The sequence below is a fragment of the Hallerella succinigenes genome (genome assembly GCF_002797675.1).
GTDB classification, from domain to species: Bacteria; Fibrobacterota; Fibrobacteria; order Fibrobacterales; family Fibrobacteraceae; genus Hallerella; species Hallerella succinigenes.
Genome location: NZ_PGEX01000001.1, coordinates 2398024 through 2419767, shown reverse-complemented (window position 1 = coordinate 2419767; position 21744 = coordinate 2398024). Strand labels below are relative to the sequence as shown.

At 47.8% G+C, this 21744-nt stretch carries 17 protein-coding genes and 2 pseudogenes; 5 read left to right on the top strand and 14 right to left on the bottom strand.

The window, feature by feature from the left end:
• Window positions 1-127: 127 nt before the first annotated feature.
• On the top strand, window positions 128-2077 hold the full coding sequence (locus tag BGX16_RS11080) for a glycosyl hydrolase (protein WP_100426087.1): 1950 nt from the start codon (window positions 128-130) through the stop codon (window positions 2075-2077).
• Between the two features lie 283 nt (window positions 2078-2360).
• Window positions 2361-4253: a T9SS type A sorting domain-containing protein gene (locus BGX16_RS11075; protein WP_100426086.1), complete on the top strand. Its 1893-nt coding sequence runs from the start codon at window positions 2361-2363 to the stop codon at window positions 4251-4253.
• A 109-nt stretch (window positions 4254-4362) separates the two neighbouring features.
• Here BGX16_RS11075 and BGX16_RS11070 read toward each other — a convergent pair.
• The 9 genes and pseudogenes from BGX16_RS11070 to BGX16_RS11030 form a co-directional block, all read right to left on the bottom strand.
• A pseudogene (locus BGX16_RS11070) lies at window positions 4363-4587 on the bottom strand (thioredoxin family protein); the annotation flags it as partial.
• 31 nt (window positions 4588-4618) lie between these two features.
• A pseudogene (locus BGX16_RS15285) lies at window positions 4619-4934 on the bottom strand (arsenate reductase/protein-tyrosine-phosphatase family protein).
• 13 nt (window positions 4935-4947) lie between these two features.
• Window positions 4948-5946: a permease gene (locus tag BGX16_RS11060; RefSeq protein ID WP_100426084.1), complete on the bottom strand. Its 999-nt coding sequence runs from the start codon at window positions 5944-5946 to the stop codon at window positions 4948-4950.
• Between the two features lie 36 nt (window positions 5947-5982).
• A complete protein-coding gene (locus BGX16_RS15110; protein ID WP_277352371.1) occupies window positions 5983-6312 on the bottom strand; it encodes an ArsR/SmtB family transcription factor in 330 nt (109 codons plus the stop codon).
• 388 nt (window positions 6313-6700) lie between these two features.
• Window positions 6701-6979, bottom strand: a complete 279-nt coding sequence (locus BGX16_RS15280; RefSeq protein WP_100426083.1) for a DUF4160 domain-containing protein — start codon at window positions 6977-6979, stop codon at window positions 6701-6703.
• Window positions 6963-7235, bottom strand: coding sequence for a hypothetical protein (locus tag BGX16_RS11045; RefSeq protein ID WP_073055544.1), 273 nt, complete (start codon window positions 7233-7235; stop codon window positions 6963-6965). Before BGX16_RS11045 ends, BGX16_RS15280 begins: the two co-directional genes overlap by 17 nt.
• 178 nt (window positions 7236-7413) lie before the next feature.
• Entirely contained in the window at window positions 7414-10746 is a 3333-nt protein-coding gene (locus BGX16_RS11040; RefSeq protein WP_100426082.1) for a type I restriction endonuclease subunit R, read from the bottom strand.
• Between the two features lie 3 nt (window positions 10747-10749).
• Window positions 10750-11856, bottom strand: a complete 1107-nt coding sequence (locus BGX16_RS11035) for a restriction endonuclease subunit S (RefSeq protein ID WP_100426081.1) — start codon at window positions 11854-11856, stop codon at window positions 10750-10752.
• Between the two features lie 12 nt (window positions 11857-11868).
• On the bottom strand, window positions 11869-13476 hold the full coding sequence (locus BGX16_RS11030; RefSeq protein ID WP_100426845.1) for a class I SAM-dependent DNA methyltransferase: 1608 nt from the start codon (window positions 13474-13476) through the stop codon (window positions 11869-11871).
• A gap of 433 nt (window positions 13477-13909) precedes the next feature.
• On the opposite strand from BGX16_RS11030, the gene BGX16_RS11025 reads away from it, so the two are divergent.
• A complete protein-coding gene (locus BGX16_RS11025; RefSeq protein WP_100426080.1) occupies window positions 13910-15772 on the top strand; it encodes a glycosyl hydrolase in 1863 nt (620 codons plus the stop codon).
• A 159-nt stretch (window positions 15773-15931) separates the two neighbouring features.
• On the opposite strand, the gene fabZ is transcribed toward BGX16_RS11025, so the two are convergent.
• The 4 genes from fabZ to BGX16_RS11005 are packed head-to-tail and all read right to left on the bottom strand — an operon-like array spanning window position 15932 to window position 18546.
• A complete protein-coding gene (gene fabZ / locus BGX16_RS11020; protein WP_100426079.1) occupies window positions 15932-16411 on the bottom strand; it encodes a 3-hydroxyacyl-ACP dehydratase FabZ in 480 nt (159 codons plus the stop codon).
• On the bottom strand, window positions 16380-17237 hold the full coding sequence (locus BGX16_RS11015) for a UDP-3-O-acyl-N-acetylglucosamine deacetylase (RefSeq protein ID WP_100426078.1): 858 nt from the start codon (window positions 17235-17237) through the stop codon (window positions 16380-16382). The genes fabZ and BGX16_RS11015 overlap by 32 nt, the downstream gene beginning before the upstream one ends.
• A complete protein-coding gene (locus tag BGX16_RS11010; protein WP_241899544.1) occupies window positions 17234-17800 on the bottom strand; it encodes an NUDIX hydrolase in 567 nt (188 codons plus the stop codon). Before BGX16_RS11010 ends, BGX16_RS11015 begins: the two co-directional genes overlap by 4 nt.
• A 14-nt stretch (window positions 17801-17814) precedes the next feature.
• Window positions 17815-18546, bottom strand: coding sequence for a hypothetical protein (locus tag BGX16_RS11005; protein WP_100426076.1), 732 nt, complete (start codon window positions 18544-18546; stop codon window positions 17815-17817).
• A gap of 18 nt (window positions 18547-18564) precedes the next feature.
• On the opposite strand from BGX16_RS11005, the gene BGX16_RS11000 reads away from it, so the two are divergent.
• Together BGX16_RS11000 and BGX16_RS10995 are read left to right on the top strand one after the other, a co-directional pair.
• Entirely contained in the window at window positions 18565-19035 is a 471-nt protein-coding gene (locus tag BGX16_RS11000; RefSeq protein WP_241899543.1) for a peptide chain release factor, read from the top strand.
• A 22-nt stretch (window positions 19036-19057) separates the two neighbouring features.
• Window positions 19058-20512: an NfeD family protein gene (locus BGX16_RS10995; protein ID WP_100426075.1), complete on the top strand. Its 1455-nt coding sequence runs from the start codon at window positions 19058-19060 to the stop codon at window positions 20510-20512.
• Here BGX16_RS10995 and trpS read toward each other — a convergent pair.
• Window positions 20489-21493: a tryptophan--tRNA ligase gene (gene trpS / locus BGX16_RS10990; protein WP_100426074.1), complete on the bottom strand. Its 1005-nt coding sequence runs from the start codon at window positions 21491-21493 to the stop codon at window positions 20489-20491. The two genes, BGX16_RS10995 and trpS, sit on opposite strands and share 24 nt — an antisense overlap.
• Window positions 21494-21744: the final 251 nt, after the last annotated feature.

The following is a 21744-nucleotide window of genomic DNA, read 5'->3' as shown; positions in this document are numbered from 1 at the left end:
CAAAACTCACTATCGAAAAACACGAGTTACACAACTTTTGTAAAACATCCAATGCAGGGATTTTTCATTTCCGCATATCAGGATAAAAGTTTATTTTTCTTTCAAAATAATTCTTTAGGAGTGTGAAATGAACCTTTTGAAAAAATCCCTCCTGGCAGCCGGCTTCTGCGCCTTGACTGCACAGGCAGACGTGAGCTACACCCCGGTCAACGCCAACGCGACCGAAGGAGCCCAGAAACTTTACAACTTCCTCGCCACAAACTACGGAGTCAAAACCGTTTCCGGTATGATGACTGGCGACGTTTCTAGCTCGACGCTGAAAGAACTTCCCGATGTGACCGAATTCTACAAAAAGACCGGCAAATATCCGGCTCTCGTGGGATTCGACTTCCTGTTCGCTACCGGCGTGAAGGCAAGCGATGACTGGTACCAGAGCTACACGCAGATGGCTCTCGAAGCCGCCAAGGACCTGTGGAACCAGGGCGGTATTCCGGCCTTCACTTGGCACTGGAAAGACCCGAGCGATCAAATTGACGCTTTCTATACCAAATCCGGCAATGCAAACGAATATACGGAATTTGATTTCACCCAAGGCTTTACCGATCCTTCCTGCACCGTAAATTGCACTTGGAATACAAGCTCTGAAACTTATCAGCAGCTCGTAAACGACATCGACGAAATCGCCGATATGTTCCTCGGCTTGCAAGAAGCCGGCGTCGCCGCGATTTTCCGTCCGCTTCACGAAGCAAGCGGCAAGTGGTTCTGGTGGGGCTCCAAAGGCGGAGCCGCTTTTCAGGCTCTTTACAATCTCGTCTATGACGAAATGGTCTCCGTCAAGGGCGTGAACAACCTGGTCTGGGTTTGGAACCCGGAATATTCAAATGATATCGGTTGGAATCCAGGAGCTTCGAAGTACGACGTCATTAGCCTTGACATCTATGAAGCTTGGGACTATTCGACCAAGTACACCAAGGCCTATTCGGAACTCTTGACCAATTTCGGTTCGGACAAAATCCTTGCCGTTTCCGAAAACGGTTCCATTCCGGATATTTCCGTGATGAAGGCAAACAACATCGCATGGTCTTGGTGGATGCCGTGGTACCAGACCTGGGACGGTAAATTCCTCGACCAGACGGTGGACGCCGTTTGGAAGGCAAACCTCGAAAGCGCTTGCACGATCAGCCTCGAAAACATGCCGGGTTGGAATAGCTATACGCTCAGCACTTCTAAAGTGGCTGCCTGCGAAGCCGGTTATGCTCTCGGCGATCTGGATACCGCTCGCGCTGTTGAAGTCGTCGTTCCGGGCGATACCGCAACGAACGGCTGGCTCCGCGCTTCGATTTCGACTTCTGCCACAAGCGATACCGCCAAGGGTAACGTGATTATCCAGAGCGGAAGCGCTATCGATCTTTCGACTGCCAGCACGATTACCTTCAACGTTTACAACACGAACAAGCTTTCCGGCATTTGGTTCACCATCGCATTCCTCGGCAACGCAAGCACCAGCTGGGCATGGGCACAGCCGGACGGTTGCTGGATCGATGCGGGCGACTCGACGACTTGCACGATCGATCTTTCGACGACCGCCAAGGATCAGGTTGTCTTGACCGGTACGGATTACACGAGCTTCATGAGCCACATTTCCAAGGTCTACATTGAAATCTTCGCAGTAGGCTTCAATGGTGATGTGTACTATGACGCAGTGAAGACGAATACAGGCGTTACCATCAACGACTTTGACAATACCGCTGAAAAAATCGAAGTGGAACAGGCACAGAATCTGTCTGCACAAATCATCGGTTTAGGCAAGGGTTTGGCAATTGAAAAGGTTGCATCCGTCGCTAACGCAGTGAAAATGAGCGTACAGAACCGTACGCTTTCGATTTCCGTTCCAAAGTCTGGCAAGGCAAACATCGCTCTCTTCGACGTGACGGGACATCAGGTGAAGAGCTTCAACCAAGGTTCTCTCTCTGCTGGCGAACATCAGTTCAACCTTTCCGGTATTCCGCAGGGCAACTACATTCTTCAGGTGAAGGGCGTAGGCTTCTCTTCGACTAAGTCGATTCGCATCCAGTAAGTTTGATTGCAAGACTTTCGAAAAGAGCTTCTCCGAGTGGAGAGGCTCTTTTTTTGCATAAAAGGTTCTTTGTTCAGGGCGGAACTTTACAGTACAAAACGCGTACGATATCTGCCTATCCGCCCAGCTAGCGTTGTTCGCTAAACCGGCGCCAACGAGGCTTAAATTGGTGTAGGCAAAAAAAAGGGATTTATGTCAGCACCCTTAAATAAAATGCGTCGCTTTTGCGTCTATTTGTTTATTTTTTCAATAAACGCCCCTGATGGGCATTTCAAGGAGTCTTATGAAAAAATTGAGTTTTGCAGCTCTTTGCGGAGCCTTTTTGCTTGGAGGAACAGCTTTTGCGGCCCCGGGCCTTACGGTGAGCGGCACCGACCTGCTCTATAACGGTAAGAAGATTTTCTTTTCGGGCACGAACCTCGCCTGGAGCGACTACAACTCCGACGTGGGCGCAAGTCCGCTTGACGAAAACGCATGGCGCAAGGCAGTCGAAGGCACGCGCGCTGCGGGCGGCAATGCAATTCGCTGGTGGCTTTTCAACAACATGAGCCAGAGCCCCGAAATCGACCAGACGACACACCTGGTATCGGGCCTCAAGGAAAACACCATCAACAACATGAAGAAGGCCCTGGACATTGCCGAGGAATACGGCGTGATGGTTTCGATGTGCCTTTTTAGCCACAACTTGATGGAACCGGACCAGTGGGGCATTTACAACGAAAAGCTCGACATCACGGCAAACGAATTGCTTTTTGAAGAAGCAGGCACCAAGGCTTTTATTGACAACGTCCTCATTCCGGTGGTAAAGGCAATCGGAAACCATAATGCGCTCATGACTTGGGAAGTCTTTAACGAACCCGAAGGCATGACGAGCGAATGCAGCGGCTGGACCACTAGGAAGATGGCGCTTTCCAAGATTCAGGCGTTTACAAACAAGGTAGCGGCAGCCATCCACACCGAGAACCCGGAACTTCTCGTTTCTACAGGTAGCGTGAACATCCAGTATCAGAAATACTGGAACGATGAGGCCCTCATCGCTGCCGGTGGCGAAGCAAACGGCACGCTCGACTTTTTCCAGACGCATTACTATCCGTATTACCAGAACGATGCGGTATCTCCGTTCATAAATACAGCGGCCCAAATGGCGAGCACGTATGGTTACGACAGCAAGCCGATGATTATTGGAGAATTCCCGGCTAGCGGTTGGGCAGGCGACACCTATAACGCAAACATGGCCGCAAAGACGGAAATTACAACGGAAGAATGCTACCGCAAGGCCTTTGATGGTGGCTACGCAGGCGCTCTCGCTTGGCAGTACATCGGTGACAAGACCGACCCGAAATTCGGTGGTTACAGCTACACGATTGATCCGGCGCTCAAGGCAATGACGGCACTCGCCGCAAAAGAAGAAGCGAGCATCAAAATCAAGGATGTGAACATTGAAGGTGGCGACGGAGGAAACGGCATGATGGCTGTGACTTATGGCGCCGACAATGGACAGGTGGAATACCAGAACAAAGGCGGCTGGGACTTGTCCAAGGCAACCACGTTCACCTGGACGGCAAAGAACAACGGAACATCTGACGCAGACATTTACCTTATCTTCAAGCTCACGGATTCTTGGATGTGGACTGAAACCGACGGCAGTTGTAAAGTTCCGGCAGGCACAAAGGTCACTTGCTCCATCAACATTTCTAGCTTGGCCGATCGCAACAAGACACTCAGCATCACGTTGGCAAACTACGCCGCAGGTTACACCGGCACGGTCATCTACGATGACATCCAGGCCGGCGACTTGATGCTTTTCGATTTCAACACGGACAAGTACGACGCCTTCAAGCGCGGTTACGAGAACACCGAAGAAATGATTCCTGAAATCAAGATTGTGTTCGACGAGAACTATGTTTACGGCCAATCCTCATCTTTGACAATGAGCAAGATGGCCACTTCGAAGTTCTCCATCTACGGCAACAAAATTATGCTCAACACAAAAGCAAAAGGGAAGGTCCGCATCGACGTATTCGGCATGAACGGAAGACTCGTCGCCACGCTCTTTAACGGAATGCTTGGTGTAGGCAATTACGAATTCAGCCTTGCCGACATGCCGAAGGGTCAGTACATCGTTCGTATGAAGGATGCTGGAATAACAACAACGCGACCCGTGATTGTGAAGTAAAAACGCTTCAAGAGTCCCGCGCAAAAGCGGGACTTTTTCATGTTCACGTGCAAAAAGCAGGCGTCGCGATTCTTTGGCGCACGCTGCACGAAGCCAGCGGCAAGTGGTTCTAGTGGAGGAATTTTTCCACCTCTTTCGCTTTCAGAACCTTTCCGGCAGAAACCACCTTGCCTTCAATCACCAGCGCAGGCATGCTCATTACACCGTAGCTTGCGACCTTTTCCAAGTCTGTAATGTACTCCACCTCTGCATCAACTCCCTCGGATGACACAGCCTCTTTTGTCGCATTCAAAAGAGCTTCACATCTCTTGCATCCTGCTCCTAATACCTTAATGTTCATATTGCTATACTCCTTAAGTGAATTTTTATGTCCCTGCCAGGTGATGCGAAAGCTCTACAATCTTTTTGTGAATTTCACGGATTGTCTCGATAAACACGTCATCACAGGCTCCCGTTGGATCTTCTAACCCCCAATCAAATCTTTCATTACAGGGAAGAAATGGGCATTTGACAGATCCGCTTCATCAAGCGCACGGCGTCCTGATTTATTTGAGGCTTTGTTTCCGTTCCGGCAGAATAACTTTCAAATACATCAGATGCAAGGTGTTTGCCTAATGCTTCGGCAATTTGGCTGCGGCATGAGTTATGAACACAGATAAATGCGACTTTCGGTTTATACATCGAATCTCCTCTTTCATACCAATAAATAAGCAATGGCATTGAAGACGTATCCGACAATGATGATCCCCACTGAACAGATAGCTATAAATGTTCCTAGGAGTTTTGGTTTGATCACTTTTTTCAGCATGATGAGCGACGGCAGGCTAAGTGTCGTAACCGCCATCATCAAGCTGAGAATCGTTCCCAGAAGCGCGCCTTTTGCAAGGAGTGCTTCCGCTACAGGAATCATCCCAAAAATATCTGCGTACATCGGAACCCCTACAATCGTTGCGATAATCACGCCAAATGGATTATCGCTCCCCAGCACTATCTGTATCCAACTCTCCGGAATCCAATTGTGGATCATAGCGCCTATACCAACACCGATCAGAATGTACGGGAACACTTTCTTCAATGTCGCAAACACTTGGTCTTTGGAATAAACAATCCTTTCTTTTACGGTCAGTCCCGAAGCTTCTATATCCACGCTGCTCTTGCTGTTCCTGATAAAGTCAGCTATCTGATTTTCCAGATGCAATTTTTCAATCACTATTCCGCCGATGACGGCAATCACCAGTCCCAACACCACATAGACGATTGCAATCTTTGCACCAAAGATACTCATCAGAATTACCAAGCTCCCCAGATCTACCATTGGGGATGATATCAAGAATGAAAATGACACCCCAATAGGAATTCCCGCACTGGTAAACCCCATGAATATCGGTATAGAAGAACAAGAGCAAAAAGGCGTTACTGTACCAAGCAGAGCACCAACGATATTCGCCCCCACACCCTGAAATTTGCCCATAATCTTTCTGCTACGCTCTGGTGGAAAAAAACTCTGGATAAATGAAATCAGGAATATCAGCATACACAGCAGCATCGTAATCTTGATTACATCATAGAGAAAAAACTGTACACTTCCACCGATTCTATCGCCGGTATCCAAGCCGGAGGCAGACAGAAGCTGGCCTATCAGTCCATTCAGCCACTTCATTCCAATTATCTGATTCTGTATGAATGTCCACATTTTTACGCCCTTCTTTCTTATAGATATTTTGCATCTTTATCTCTTCCATTTATGGCAGATGCAGTCGGGCTTATCCTCAAATACCCTTCCAAGAGTCTGAAGCATTCGGTCAAGAGCTTCCTTATCCAACTTATAGTATATGTTCTTGCCCTCTCTCCTGTCTATTACGAGACCGGCCTCTACCAACACCCTCATATCGTGAGACAGCGTAGGCTGTGTAATATGAAATTCTTCCAATATCTCACAGGCGCACAGCTCTCCACACGAAAGCATATCCACAATCCGAAGACGTTTCGGATCGGAAATCGCTTTGAGCATCTTCGCCGTACTCATGTAAATCTGTTCCTTTCGTCTCATCTTACTCATAGAAATTTTTCTATATTTCAATATAACTTTTTTTATAAAAGGCGTCAAGGTCACCAGCGAAAGCAACACCTGCTTCAATTACACCAATGCATTCAAGAGCGAACCATGCAAAGAAATTGACGAAACTAATGCTTTCCCATTTTTATGGTTTCAAGACTGACTGTGATGATGCGGAAAAGGAGATTTTCTATTATTCGTGTCCGGTAAAATTATAGCCAAACAAAACGCTATGGCCAAAAGTACATTTTTTACCGGACAGCCGGTCTTCGCGAACTCTGCAAGTACCTCGACAGGGACGAAGTCCTTAGGATCAGCACGGAATCTGGCGGAGAACGCTACAGGAAGTATTTGACGCGTGGGGAAGCTTACAATATCATTTTAATTTTTCTTAGCAGAAATACGATATTTCGTTGAAATGAGCAATCCATTTCGCAACAACATCCTCATGACGTGCTTCAATAATCCGAAGAATATTTTGCAAGACATGCGGATTAATACGCGAATTGTTATTTGCCAAGAAACATTTTCTAGCCCGAGTTATCCAGATTTTAGTGGCATTGGCAGCAGGTACACCTTCCGATACATGAACATGTACCGGTTCCAGAGGAACACCCTCATTGGACCAGAAATAAACCCAGAAAGATCCTATCTTAAAGATTTGCGGCATTGCTGAACCCACCTTTCTGAGAAAATTCCATTATCAAATGAGCCGTAGATTCAATCACCTTCTTATAGCGATTGATTTCCTCATCTGAAAAACCGAATATATCTTCCCATGTATAGGAGGGTAGATAGCATGTCGCCCGATGGAAGCCGTCTTTTGCGTCGGGCTTTTCGATGTACACCTTAACGCGGCCGTCCTTGCCCATTTCGGAATGGACAATTTCCGCGTTATCGTCAAGTGTCATGAAGGGGTACATCATATTGCTTGATGGCAATATAACATTTTCAGGCCTTGTTGGGCTAGTTTTCATCTTTCCTCCCTCCGCCTACATGCATAAAAAGGCGGGGCTTTGATTATTTTACACCGTGCGCGAAAAGCACAATTCTGCACTCTTGTGCACTAAATATAAATTACTAGAAGGCGACTGTCAAGAGCGTTTATTGATTTTCCTCAAAGTTTTCAACTTGTTCCATAACCTTGCTGAATACTTCGGGGCTGTACTGCGGCGGGTATCCGTTTTTTACAAGGCAGATTTTGATGTCCACTTTGAGGGCGTTGCGCACATTCTGATTGTTGAGCCAGTCGGCAAATGAAGATTTCGTATCGATGATTTCCTTCACCTTCTTCGCCAAGGCCTTGCATTTTTCGTTAATGACTACGCCGTCAACGTTCTTGTCTTCGCCATATTCAAAGTTGTATTGATCGCGGAGAGCAAGCAGAATATCGTAGAAAGCCTTTTCTTCGAAGGTTAAGCCCATTTTGCGGAAACTTTCACGATTTTCGTTCATCTGGCGCAAAATCTCAAGAGCTTGTTCTGTCGCGCTCTTGATGATTTCGTCCGTCGCATGTTCCTGTGTTTCACCCGCTTCTTCAGCGGTCAAAGCCTTGCGGCGTTCGTGATATTCCTCGATTGTCCTTTCGAGCATTTCCAAGAACGATTTTGCAGCAATTTGGTTAATCTTTCCGAATTCCTTGATTTGCTTGCGGAGCATTTTCACCAGAAGTTCAAGCTTAGTTGCGGGCATCTTCACATCGGAAAGTTTCTCGTAGAATTCCGGGCTGAAAATATTCTCTTCATCGCCGCTTTCAAGAACGCTTTCTACTTTACTATACTTGAGCGCTTCTTCTACCATTTTAGCGACATTGCGATTCATCGTATCGGTATCAATATCGCTTGTACCACTCATTTTACGCACAAAGCCCGCAATCGCCATAAAACACTGGGCTAAAGCCGATTCTTCTTCGGTCAAGTTTCCCGAAGGCGAGCAGATATCAAACGCCACGCGCATTCGCTTCACGACTTGCAAGAAGTAATTCTTGAAGGAAACCTTTTGCGGCGCCTTTGCTCCGTTCTTTTTTTCCGAATTGAGTTCTTGCGTTGAGGTAAACACGTATTCAGCGGCTTTTGCAAGCAGCATGTACCGCCTTCCTGGTTCGCATTCCGGATCCAGGAACGGAGCGATATCATACCCGGCAAATAGGCGTTTTAGAATTTCCAATTCGCCCCTGAATACGGCTGTTGCCTGCTCCACATCATCTACCGTCGGGGCAACGGATGTATCGCCGCCATAAAGTTTCATCGCTTCGCGCATGTTATCGCGAATGCCGATGTAATCCACAATCAAGCCATATTCCTTGCCCGTATCTTTACGGTTGACTCGGCTTATTGTCTGAATCAGCATGTGCTTTTTTAGGGGTTTGTCGTTATACATGTATGTAAGGCAAGGAACATCAAAACCTGTAATCCACATATCCACGACAATGACGATTCGGAAATTTGACTTTTCGTTCTTGAAGGCAATATCTAATTCTTCGGAACGGGAATCGTTTTTGACTCCACCAAGATAATCGTACATTTCCTTGCGGGCGTTACTCCCAACGCTTGCGACCATCGCCATAAAAGGCACGGGCTGCATTTTCTTCAATTCTTCTTCAGTTGCTATAACACCATCAGGTGTTTTCTTTTCGACAAACCATTCAGGATATTTCTCCTGGAATTTCTTCAGCAGGTCGTATGCAATTGGGCGAGAAGAGCACACGATCATCGCTTTTTGCACGCGGTCCGGTTCGCCTGCGCAACTGGAAACATAATGGTCGTGAATATCGACTGCAAGACGTTCCAAGCGGGCGGGGTCCCCAAGAATCACCTCCATGGAGCTCATCGCTTTTTTGCTGGCCTGAATATCGTCAACTGTTGCACCATCTTCGGCGCACTTCTTGTAGTAATCTTCAATTTCCTTGACTTTTTCTTTGTCAAGCAATACCTTTGCAATACGCGGATGATACTTGATAGGAACCGTCAAGCCATCGGCAACCGCTTGGTCCATGGTATAGCGGTCGATTTCGTCACCGAAGGTCTGGTATGTTTCTGCAATTGGCGTGCCCGTAAAACCGACGAAAGTCGCATGGGGGAACGCTTCGCGCAGAACTTTCGCATAAGGCTTCGAAATCATCGCCTTCATGTTTTCGTCCACATCTTTGCTGAACTGGATTTTCTTGGAATGTTCCAGTTGCGTGCGGTGTGCCTCGTCCGAAAAGCAGATGATATTTGCACGGTTGTTGATTAGGCCGATTTTATCGTCTTCGCGGTCGCAGAATTTTTGAATGGTGCAAATGTAGAACCCTCCGCTTTCACGCGCACCAAGTTCTTCGCGAAGTTGCTTACGGTTCTTTACGACTTCGACGCTCCCAAGATTCAGGAACTCCGTGCTTTTCTTGAAAAGTTTTGCCCCCTGCTTTTGCAATTCTTCGCGGTCCACAATCATTACAATTGTAGGAGACCCGATTTCGGGAATATCGGAACAGCGAAGTGCCAATTGACGGGCAAGAAACGCCATCGTGTAAGTTTTACCACAGCCTGTCGCACCAAAGTAGGTGCCGCCCTTGCCGCTTTTTTCAATGACGGACTTGACAATGCTCTGTTTGAGCAAGCGGGAGGCAAAAAACTGCGGATAACGGCAGACGATTTCTTTTTCATCGTGGTCGTATTCGCTGTCCTGAAAATAAACATAGTCGCGGAAAATTTCTAGGAAACGGACAGGATTATAGACGCCTTTTATCATCGCCTCGGTTTCGGCAAACGGCATCGTTGAAATTTTGTCGCCTTCATTGATTCGTCGCCATGCATAGAAATGTTCGTAAGGCGTGCGGACTGTTCCAAGACGGGTCTTTACGCCGTCGGAAATACAGGCCAATGGGCAATAATGCAAAAGATGCGGAATATCGCGCCAGTAGCGAATATTGATTTGCTCCCAAGCGTCATAAATAGTGGCGTTTGCATCGGCGGGGTTCTTCAATTCTATAACGCAAAGCGGGAACCCATTTACATACAGCATCACATCGGGACGGCGGTTTTCTTTTTTGCCGTTGTTGACATATTCAACCGTCAACTGGTTCACGACGCGGAAAATATTATTTTCAGGGCGTTCAAAATCTATCAGTTGAATTGTTCTTGGTTTCCCGTCTTGCGGAGTGAACTTGATGCCGTCTATAAGCCAGTTGTAGAACTTGTGAAGTGTTGCAAAATCGCTTTCGGCACCCACGAGGCGAATGGTGTCGAACAGTTTTTCGACATCGTCCTTCGACAGGTCTGGATTATTTGTGGTCAGATATTCCTTGATGTCATCGGAGTGAAGGACTTCCTTGATTTCTTCTCGGGCAAGTTTGTTGCCCGGCAAATACTGCCAGCCTTCCGTTTCAAGATATGAGATAAAGGCAAATTCGTAATCCGATTCGCAGAAGCGACCGTTGAAGTTTATCAATTTCGCCATGGTTTACTCCTCCAGCGAACCCTTGATGAGAATGGGACAGATATCCTTTATCTGTTGCTTTAGCTGTTCGTTGATGCGTTTGCGTTCTGTATAGACTTTATAGATATCTGCGATTGAACGTTGTACGGAAATATTGGGAATGGGAATTTGCATCTCAAACAATCTGTCATTATCTAAATTGGCCCGAATGCTAGCATCGCTATAGAACCATCCCAAACGATCGATTTCGGTTCTAGAAAACCACATCATTACATATTCAGGTAATATCTTCGATTCCTCAACTTGAAATACCGAGTAAGCGGGAGAAATAATAATTGATTTATTTGTATCTTGGAGCGCTATTCTAACACACCTGTCTCGTCCAGTTTGCATTCCACTATATGCAAGCTCATTTTTTAATACCAATTTGTATTTCTTTAAATCAACACCATTCGTGTCTGCTACAGAATCAATAAATTTTTTATCTATGTTGATTCCCTTTACAGAAGTAATCTGGCCATCTAAATTTCTTCTATCAACTTCGGTGAGTAATTTTCCAATTTCTTTTTTAGGACATTCTTTTTTCAATTTGTCTAAAAAGGCATCGCAGGTAAGCTTTAGGTCGTCAAGGCCTTTTTCGTAAGCTTTTTGGTTAGCGACCATTGACTCGTAAATATCCACATACTTCTGTTGGATTGTTATATCAGGAAGTGTGATAGAAATATCACAAAAAACGGGCCAATCTAAATTAGAGCGAATGCTGCCATCACTATAAAACCAACCTAATCGATCCTTTTCTTTTGATAAGAATAGCATAAAGAAAAACATTGGTAAAACAATATCTGTCCTAGAAATTTCAAAAGTCACATATGCAGGCGAAACGATGATAGGATTCTCATTTAAATACATGCTGATTCTAATGCATTCATCTCGACCCGTTTGCATGCCGCTAAATACAAATCTATTCTTTCTAACAACTTTATATTTTGATTCGTCTAGCTCATTTGTATTAGCAACTGTTGGCATAAATTCTTTATTTATATTAATGCCATAAAATTTTTTTATTCTTTCCAAATTTCTCTCATCAACAACAGATATCAACTCACCTAATTTATACGTTTTCAAAGCCATAATCCATCCCCGCTATTCGATATCAAAGCCAATGCCCTTGAAGGCTTTTACCAACATTTCCTGACTTTGTTTTTCTGTCGCTAGCAAGGCCTTCATCTCGTCCTGAATACGTTTCATTTCTTTCTTGTAATCGATATCCAAGTCGTGGTCAATGAATTCGATATACTTGCTCGGCGTAAGCGCCCAACCCTTTTCTTCGATTTCCTTGATTCCTACACTGCGGTAAAGTTCCGGCACTGCATAATTCGTGCCGTCGGTTCCTTCGTTCTGCCAAGTGTGATAAATGCTTGCAGCCCGCTCAATCTGCTCCGTGACAAGACACACCTTTTTCTTCTGTTCGTTCTTCACGGGGTTCTCCGTCCATTGACGCAAATCCATAAAGAGAATTTCGTGCGTGCGGTTGCGGAGTTTACGACCATTGTATTTTCCGCCTTTTTTGTTCTGGTTCAGTATCCAAAGCGTCACGCTGATATCGGTAGTAATGAATAGTTCCCGCGGCAGTACGACAATCGCTTCGACCTTGTCATTTTGGATAAGTTTCTTTCGAATATTAATCGTGTCATCATCGTTTAACGCACCGTTTGCAAGTAAGAAACCCGCTACACCATCAAACGGCTTTAGGTGCGAAAGCATGTGCAAAATCCATGCATAATTTGCGTTACTATCTGGCGGGGTTTCGTAATCGGCCCAACGTGCATCATCTTTCAAATCGCTATCATACCAACCCTTGAGATTGAACGGCGGATTCGCCATGATGTAATCGAAATAGAGTCCCCTGTGCAAGTCGTTCCTAAATGTGGAATCGTTCGTCTCGCCCAAATGGTGACTGAGTCCGCGCAAGGCGAGGTTCATTTTTGCAAGGCGGTAAGTAGCGGCCTCTTTTTCTTGACCGTAAATGTTGATGCGGTTGACGTCACCCTGCTTAGATTTGACCAGTTCCGCACTCTGGATGAACATGCCGCCCGACCCGCAACACGGGTCGTAGAGCGTTCCATCGTAAGGCTCAATCATCGAGGCTATCAGCTGCACCACATCGTGTGGCGTATAGAATTCTCCTTCTTCCTTCGTGGCGTTTACGGCAAATTCTTTCAAGAAATATTCATAGACGCGGCCGATCAAGTCCTTTTCTTCGCCGAACTTTTTATGGCTTATCTTGTTCACCTCGTCCACCAGTTTCTTGATGTCGTTGGGGGCAAGGTTTCGCGTCATGAACGTGCCTTCGACAAAGCAGCCCTTGAGGTCTTTCGAGTCGGTAGCAATACTGTGCAAGGCACCATCAAGCGCGGAATTCAGTTTTGGAGCAGGAGTGTCAATGATATTCGACCATCGGGCTTCAGGAGGCAAATAGTATGTTCCGTCTGTAAAAGAGATATCTTCAAAAAATGCAGAGCGGACACCTTCATCGTCAGGATCGAGTCCATGTTCTATCAGCACATTGCGCAACTTGGCGACACCGTCGTCAAATTTTTCGCCAATAAAGCGCAAAAACACGAGCGTGAGCATCATGTCGCGTTTTTCGAAGAACGAACCCGAATTTCGGGCAGCCCGCAAAATATCGCGACAGTTAAAGAGAATGTTTTCGAGGTTCAGTGTGGTCTCGACCGCTTTTTTCTTTGCCATAATCGGGGCATGCTCCATGTAAAAATGAACGAGTCATCCCTTGTGCACGGAGACCTTGGCCCAAGATGTCGGAAAAACAAAAAAGGCGTGGAGTCGGATGCACTTATGTTATCGAGGCTCTGGTAAACCTATTCCCAACAAGTACAAACGACCCACGCCCCATACGGGACGTGAGTGTTCACCTTATTCTCGGGAATTTTCAAAATTTACCAGATTTCGATAACGAGAATAAGAGCTAACTCAGCGTTAAACTCAGCGCCTATGATTTTCACACCACAGGCTATGTCGTTTTCAAATATATAAAATGCGGGCTAAAGATTGCTTCGCTCCGCTCGCAATGGCATCCGCCTGGATTATCGCATACATAAGTTTTTCAACCTTTTGAAAAAACTCTTCATAAACTTATATTGTATAAACCTAAAGGAGTGTGTTCATGAAACTCAAAACTTTACCCCTAACCGTTTTTGCTGCGGCTGCCTGGATTACCTCAGCCCATGCAACCCCTACCGTTTACGAAGCCGAAGAACAATCTGGTGTAGACGCATCCGCCATTACTTCAGACGCCACCTATTCTTATTCTGGTGGAAAATACGTCCAAGTCAGCAAAGCCATGACATTTACTGTCAAAGTAGACGAAACGGCCATGTACGACATCGCCACCCAGGTACTCATTCACCAGTATGATTGGACAACTTCCGTCATTCTCGTGAATGGCGTTGAAGCAGGTTCCATGCTTACCACCCCGCGCACCTGCGACTCCGTATATACCATCACCGCATCTGCAAAAATGAAGGCCGGTGAAAATACGATTACAGTCGGCAACGGAGCCATCGGCGTCGACTATCTTTCCGTCGAACGTCACCCAGACCCCGTATTCAATATTTCATCTACGCCAGTCACCCCAGGCGCCACAGAAGCCGCATACAAAGTCCTGGATTTTCTGAAGGACAACTTTGGAACCAAGACCATCAGCGGCATGATGATCAGCGATCAAGTTTTCAATTATGACTACGGCAATATGAAGCTGTTGAAAGCCGGCGAATGCACTCCGGCAGATTCCTGCAAATACAGCGATGCAGAAGTCGCTTGGACAGGCCAAACGGATATTGCCGAATTTTACAACCGTAGCGGCCATTACCCCGCCATCGGCGGTTTCGACATGCTCTTTGCAGCAGGCGGTCGCCATGAAGAAGGCTGGTTTAAAGGCTACACCGAAAACAACCTCGTCATGACCGAAGAACTGTGGAACAAGGGCGGCATCCCGACATTCACATGGCACTGGAAGGTCGGCGAAGACACCATCTTCTACACCCAGGCAAACGGTTACAAGAATGCAGGTTGCACGGAAGGCGTCACAAAGACAGCCGACAACAACACTTGTTTCAATTACACGCTTGCATTCACCGACAGCACCTGTAAAGAAATCAACACTTCTTCCGAAGTCTACCAGAATATCGTCAGCGACGTGGATATCGTTTCTAACTATTTCCTGCAACTGCAAGAAAAAGACATCGCCGTTGTATGGCGTCCGCTCCACGAAGCAAGCGGCGGATGGTTCTGGTGGGGCGTCGCCAGCGCAGAATGCTACGTCCAGCTTTACCGCTTGGTCTTTGACCGCATGGTGAATACGAATGGCGTAAAAAATTTGCTCTGGGTCTGGAACATCAACACGGATCCGACTTATGGTTACGATTACAGCGCTCTCAACGGGGCATGGTATCCCGGCGACGAATATGTCGACATTGTCGCAGTCGATATTTACGATCCCCTGCTCAACCACAACTCTGGTGCCAATTATTACAACAAGATCATTAGCGAAGTCGGAACAAACAAATTAATCGCGTTGAGTGAAAACGGTGCAATTCCAGATATCGATAGCATTGCTGAAGATAAGGCTTATTGGAGCTATTGGATGACCTGGAGCCAGACCTGGAGCGGAAACTTCCTCGACAAGACGCCTACCGACATGTGGAAAAAGAATTTGGACGACGAACGCATTATCGCGCTTGACGACATGCCAGGTTGGGCAGATTATGACGTCAGCATTTCCCCGGCAAGCAAAGTCCGCAGTTCTGCAGTCACGCTTTCGCAGCAAGGACGTTCCTTACAGCTCACAGTCCCGTCCCGTTCGAACGCAAGCCTCTTCTCGTTGCAAGGAAAGCTCGTGCAGAACATCGGCACGAACCTTTCTGCCGGAACGCACACAGTCCAGCTTTCTAAAATTCCGCAAGGCGTTTACATTGTCCGCGTAAACGGTGCAAACTTTAGCGCTACTCAAAAGATTCTCATCCGCTAATCCGAACGTCCAAGCGTTACACAAAAAAGGCTCCCCCACGGGAGCCTTTTGCTTTTACAGTAAACGGCACGCTTCGCAAACGAAAGCCGCCGCGAGCCAAGTGGAAAGGCGGATGCCTTGCGCGACCTGCGCGGTAGAGTCCCGCTTTGAACTAGAACTTTAGATCATCGTCGCACTGAAGGTCGCATTGCAAACGACCTGATCACCACAGCGAATTTCGCCCGTAAAGAACAAAATACCGCGACGCATCTTATCGAGAGAGACACGCACATCGAGAGTATCACCTGGACGCACCGGACGACGGAAACGGCAAGCATCCACGCCCATAAACGCCGGGCGCTTCCCCGCGCATTCCGTCTCGTAGCGAAGACCGGCAAGAATCGCACCCGCCTGAGCCATCGTCTCAATCTGGATCACGCCAGGCATCACCGGTTCTCCCGGGAAATGTCCCTGAAAGAACGGTTCGTTAAAAGACACATTCTTCTGAGCCACAATCGTCGGCACTTCCGCTTCAAGATCCATCGAAAGGACCTGGTCAATATACAGGAACGGATAGCGGTGCGGCAAGATCTGAAGAATCGCCGCATAATCGTAAAGAACGCCCGGCTTAGTCGACTTGGGGAGTGTATCTGTAAGCATATTCTAGAATCCTCTCTAGCATTTTGCGGTGGGCAAGATGCCCACCATTGTGAATCCTAATTCGTAATCTAGGTAAAAAAGGCGCTGGAAGGGCGATATCCCCAATCAAATCGAGGATTTTATGCATTACCGGTTCATTCGGCATCCGGAACTTTTCTCCAGCCACCACTGAAGCCTTGCCGTTTTCTTCGCGAAGCAAAAGTCCACAACTGCCATCGACACCGGCAAGAAGCCCTTCGGCACGAGCCTTTTCAAAATCGTCTTCAAAAATAAAAGTGCGCGCCGGGAAAAGTTTCACCAGGTCTTCCGCTTCGTAGATTTCCACATAGGCATCATCCGCATAGGAACCATGTGAAATCGAATATTCTATTTCCAAGGAATCCGCCGGGCTCACTTCCATAAAGCCGTAGCCCCAGTCAAAACGTTCGCGGATCGGAGCGTCATAAAATACAAGATCCTGCGGAAGCCCAGCAATCTTTCGAACCGCTTCATACCACGGATACGCACTTCCATCCAAAATCGGAAGTTCCTTTGACAGCGCCCGAATTTCAAAGTACGACTGCGGATACATCAAAAGGACTGGCGTCAAATGTTCAAAAGTCGCAAGCGAAGAATCCGCATTTTTACGGAGACCGGTCGAACGTTCCGAAAAGAATTCCAAACGTTTGAACGAATCCAAATCCACCGTCGTCCAAAGGCTTTCGCCCGAACTGGCAAACCATTCCATTTTCGGATGGCGTGCACGGTCGCACAGGATTTTTACAGCGGCACATTCACTCGACAAGGAAGGTCCCTGCACTTCCGTTTCAAAGATTGTCTTTTTCATTTGTGCAAAGTCCCCTGCAACGGATCGATTCCGTAGAGCATAAAGGCCGCAATCTGATGCGGATGGTGAATTTCCCCGGAACGCATTTTTTCGACGACCGTTTCCGTCGAATACAAGAGCGTTTCTATTTCTTCGCCCATATCAAAATGCGTATTGCCCTGCGGTTCGACACCCGTCGCACGCACCACAAAAAAACGTCCTCGGTGACGGTCCGGATTCATCGGAAGTTCTGCAAGATATTCAAACTTCCCGCCTGCATAAGCACATTCTTCTTGCAATTCACGCTTGGCCGCTTCAAGCGGAGACTCTCCCGCATCCACAATTCCTGCCGGGAATTCTAACGCTATCTTTCCTGTGCCGTGGCGGTACTGATGTTCCATAATCCATTCGCCATTTTTCGTCTGCGCAAGGATCAGCACCCAGTCCGGTTGCCAGAGCGTATAAAAATCCGGGATGACTTTTCCATTCGGAAGTTCACAGACTTCCTCTTCGACTTTCAAAAAGCGCGTATCAAGCAGCGACTTTGAAGAAATCGTTTTCCAAGACTTCAAATTTTTAGGCATCCAACTTCAACCGGTTAGAACGTGGAATACGGATCGAAAAGCGAATCATCAAAGCGGATATTTGTGTATGTATAATGGAATTCCTTTTCAAGAAGGTACAGGGCAAGTTCCTTCGTCGACCATTCCTTCTTCATCCCGATACTTTCAAGGCCCTTTGTCACAAGCGGAAGCGTCGCCTTCACATTGAGCTTCCAGCTGATATCGTCCCACGCAAAAATGATGACCGGAACCTTCGGGCTCGTCGCAAGGCCTACACTGCCGCGGTCCTTTTTGATTTCGAACGGTCCAAGCTTCAAATTCGTCATACGGCGGATCACGCCTTGCTTACCCGCCAAAAGCGAGAGCATGCGGTAATCTTTGTTCATATTCGGATCCCAGGCACGTTCCCGGTCATAAATGCGGTAAACCAAAACGGCGAGCATTTCACCGAGCGGCAACTGTTCCACCTGTTCCGCAGGCATTTCCTTTGCATAGCGCTGAAGCGTATCGGCAAAGAACACAGACGTATCCGTTAAAAACACGAGAAGCGATTCCGGGGGAACATTCGCTTCCACCTTTGCGATAAAGTCCGCATAGGTCTGTTCCAGCATGAGCTGCTTCTGTTCCGTCGTCTGCTCGTAAGTCACAGCGTCGGACGTCTGAGCGGCTGTATGGCCAACACATGCGGAAAGCAGGGCAAGAGAGAGCGTGCAAAGAACAAAAACGAGCTTCTTTGCGCCGAATGTTATATTTTTCTTGTGATGCATCGCGATACCTATTTACAAATGCCGTTAAACGAACTCCTCCGAGCCTGCAAAGTTTCGGGTTTCCAAGGAGGCGGCCCAGGCGGACAATTCCGCAACAAGACGAATTCCGGAGTCGATCTTCGGCTATCCGTCTTTAATTTAGCAATCAAATCCTGTGAAAGCCGGAGCGCAAACGAGAACAAGGTGCATGCGCTGCACCGATTGAGGCTCGCCATCGCTCTGAACGTGCGAGAAGCCCCCAAAGACCCGAGCGTTCTCAAGTTTCCCGGCAGCATGGGACACATTCAGCCGTCTAACGCCGCCTATCCGCAGTTTATTGCGGACGTTTTGGACTTTGTCGCCGCCAACGGAGGCGACACCAAGGAAGCGGCTAGAGCCTTTGACCTTACGCCCTCAGCACTCACCAAAATTCTCCATGCCGACAAAGCGATTCTCGCCAAGATCCAGGAACTGCGTCGCGCCGGAGGAAAGCCGGATTTAAGAAGATAGCCGCATTTTAAGGACAGATAAAATGAAGTTCAAGCATTACATACAAATTCTCCTTTTGACCATTTTTGCCTGCACCGTTTTTGCAAGCGCCAAAACCGCCGCCTGGATTACCCTCGAAGGTGACGTCGACCCCGGTATGTACGATTACACCGCCCGCGCGATCGGCGAAGCTGTGCAAAAGAATCCCGATTACATCATCTTCGACATCAACACGTTCGGCGGACGCCTCGACGCAGCCTTCGATATCGTCGACACGATCATGGGAATCCGCGAAGCCAAAACGGTCGCCTTCGTCTCCAAAAAAGCGATTAGCGCAGGCGCCCTCATAGCCCTTTCAAGCAAAGAGCTTTACATGCTCCCCGGCACGACCATCGGTGACTGCGCCCCTATCGTGCAGAACAGCGACGGCACTCCGCAAATCATCGGCGAAAAAATACAGTCACCACTCCGCGCTAAGTTCCGGAACCTCGCCCAAAAGAACGGCTACCCGGAGCTGCTTTCGACCGCCATGGTTTCGCCCGATCTTTCCGTATACGAACTTACGCACAAAGATTCGACCATCGCCGTGGACGCGGCCAAATACGCCAAATGGAGCAAAGAAGACAAAGACTTCTGGGGAACGCCCAAGGTTCTCGTAGACTCCGGCGAGCTTTTGACCATGACCGATGAAGAAGCCGTCGCTCTGCACTTTTCCAAAGGCACTCCGCAAAACCGCGCCGAGTTCGAAAAGATGCTTGCGATTGAACAAGTCCACGAAGTAGAAATCACCTGGGGTGAACGTTTTGTGCGCTTCATCGCGGGCATTTCCGGCATCCTATTGATTCTCGGATTCGGAGCCCTGTACATTGAATTCAAAACTCCGGGATTCGGCATTTTCGGCATCATTGGCATTGTGCTACTCGCAACCGTATTCCTAGGGCAGTACGCCAACCACATCGGCGAATATCTGCCGCTGATCCTGCTTGTGGTAGGCATTCTTCTGTTTGTTGTCGAAATCTTGATTTTACCGGGAACCTTTATTTTCGGCATTTCGGGTATCGTGTGCATGGGACTTGCGATTGCGTTTACGTTCGACTTTAGCCAACTGCCGTCGTTCATGCCGGGAGTAGAAGAAGCCGAGCCGTCGCTCATGCCGATTATTTTGTACGTCACCGGGTGCGCTTTGATTGCGGCCATCTTCCCCATCGCTGCCTCCAAATATTTGATTCCGCTTTTACCGGAAGGCTGGACGCCGATGCTCAAAACGGATCTGGAAGAAGCGAAGTCCCCGACCGAAGACATCGTCGCCATCGAAGTTGGCGAAATCGGCAAGGCAGAAACGCCTCTCCGTCCGGTCGGCCACGCACGTTTCAAGAACAAGTCCTTTGATGTACAGACCAAGGGAGAAATGATAAACGCAGGCGAAACCGTCTGCGTTACCGAAATCATCGATGGAAGAATTTGGGTCGAAAAATCAGAAAGACTTTCCGTATCCTAAGACTTCGCGGACCTTGTCCATGTGTTCTCGGGCGATCGGGCGAGCCTTTTCCGCACCCGCGTGAAGGATCTCGTCAATACGGTCCGGATGGGCCATCAAATCGTTGTACTTTTCACGGGCTTCGCCGAACGTACGTTCAAGAACACGCTGCAGTTCGCCCTTTGCATAGCCCCAACCCATGCCGCCAGCACGGTAGGTTTCAGCGAGAGCTGCCGTTTCTTCCGGTGTTGCAAAAAGCTTGAACAAATTAAACACGTTGCAAGTGTCCGGATCCTTTGCAGCTTCCAGCGGTAGGCTGTTCGTCACGATCTTGTTCACCTTTTTCTTGCGAGCCTTTTCATCGAGGAAAAGTTCAATCGTGTTATCGTAAGATTTGCTCATTTTGCGTCCGTCGAGGCCAGGAATCACATCCGTCGTTTCCTGAATAAGAGGTTCCGGGACCACGAAAACGTCCTTGCCCATCTGCTTGTTGAAACGGATGGCGACGTCACGGGCGAATTCCACGTGCTGCTTTTGATCTTTACCGACAGGAACCACATCTGCGTTGAACATCAAGATATCGGCGTCCATCAGGCACGGATAGCAATAAAGTCCCATGTTCACGTTCGTATCGAGATCTTCGCCGTTTGCGCGGTTCGCTTCGACCTTTGCCTTGTAAGCGTGGGCGCGATTCATGAATCCCTTCGGAGTGAAGCAACTCAAAGCCCAGCTCAATTCAAAGATTTCTGGAATATCGCTCTGCTTGTAGAAAAGGCCCTTTTCCGGATCGAGACCGCAGGCAAGCCATGTTGCTGCGACCTTGTGAATGTTTTCGGCCATTTCCTTTCCGTCATGCACAGTGGTCAAAGCATGATAGTCTGCAATGAAGTAGACTGTATCGTAATCTTTAGCGAGTTCAAGGGCCGGGCGGATTGCACCCAAATAATTGCCGAGATGCGGCGTTCCAGTAGGCTTAATGCCGGTAAGAGAAATCTTTTTCATATCCGCAAATTTAGAAAAGCGGAGCAATTCTGTTAGGGAATGGAATCGAAAAGGGTGGAATCATAAGTATCCACATCGCCGGCGTCCATTTTCATCATGTTCTAAGTCTTTTCGTTGCGACCTTTTTCCGCCGCCATTTTTTCGCTATCACCAGAAGACGTCTGGAACAAGGTTTGATTTTCAAGGCTTTCGTAAACTGACGATTTTTTGAGTCCCGAAAGCAAACTGCATCCACAAAACCCCAAAGCAAT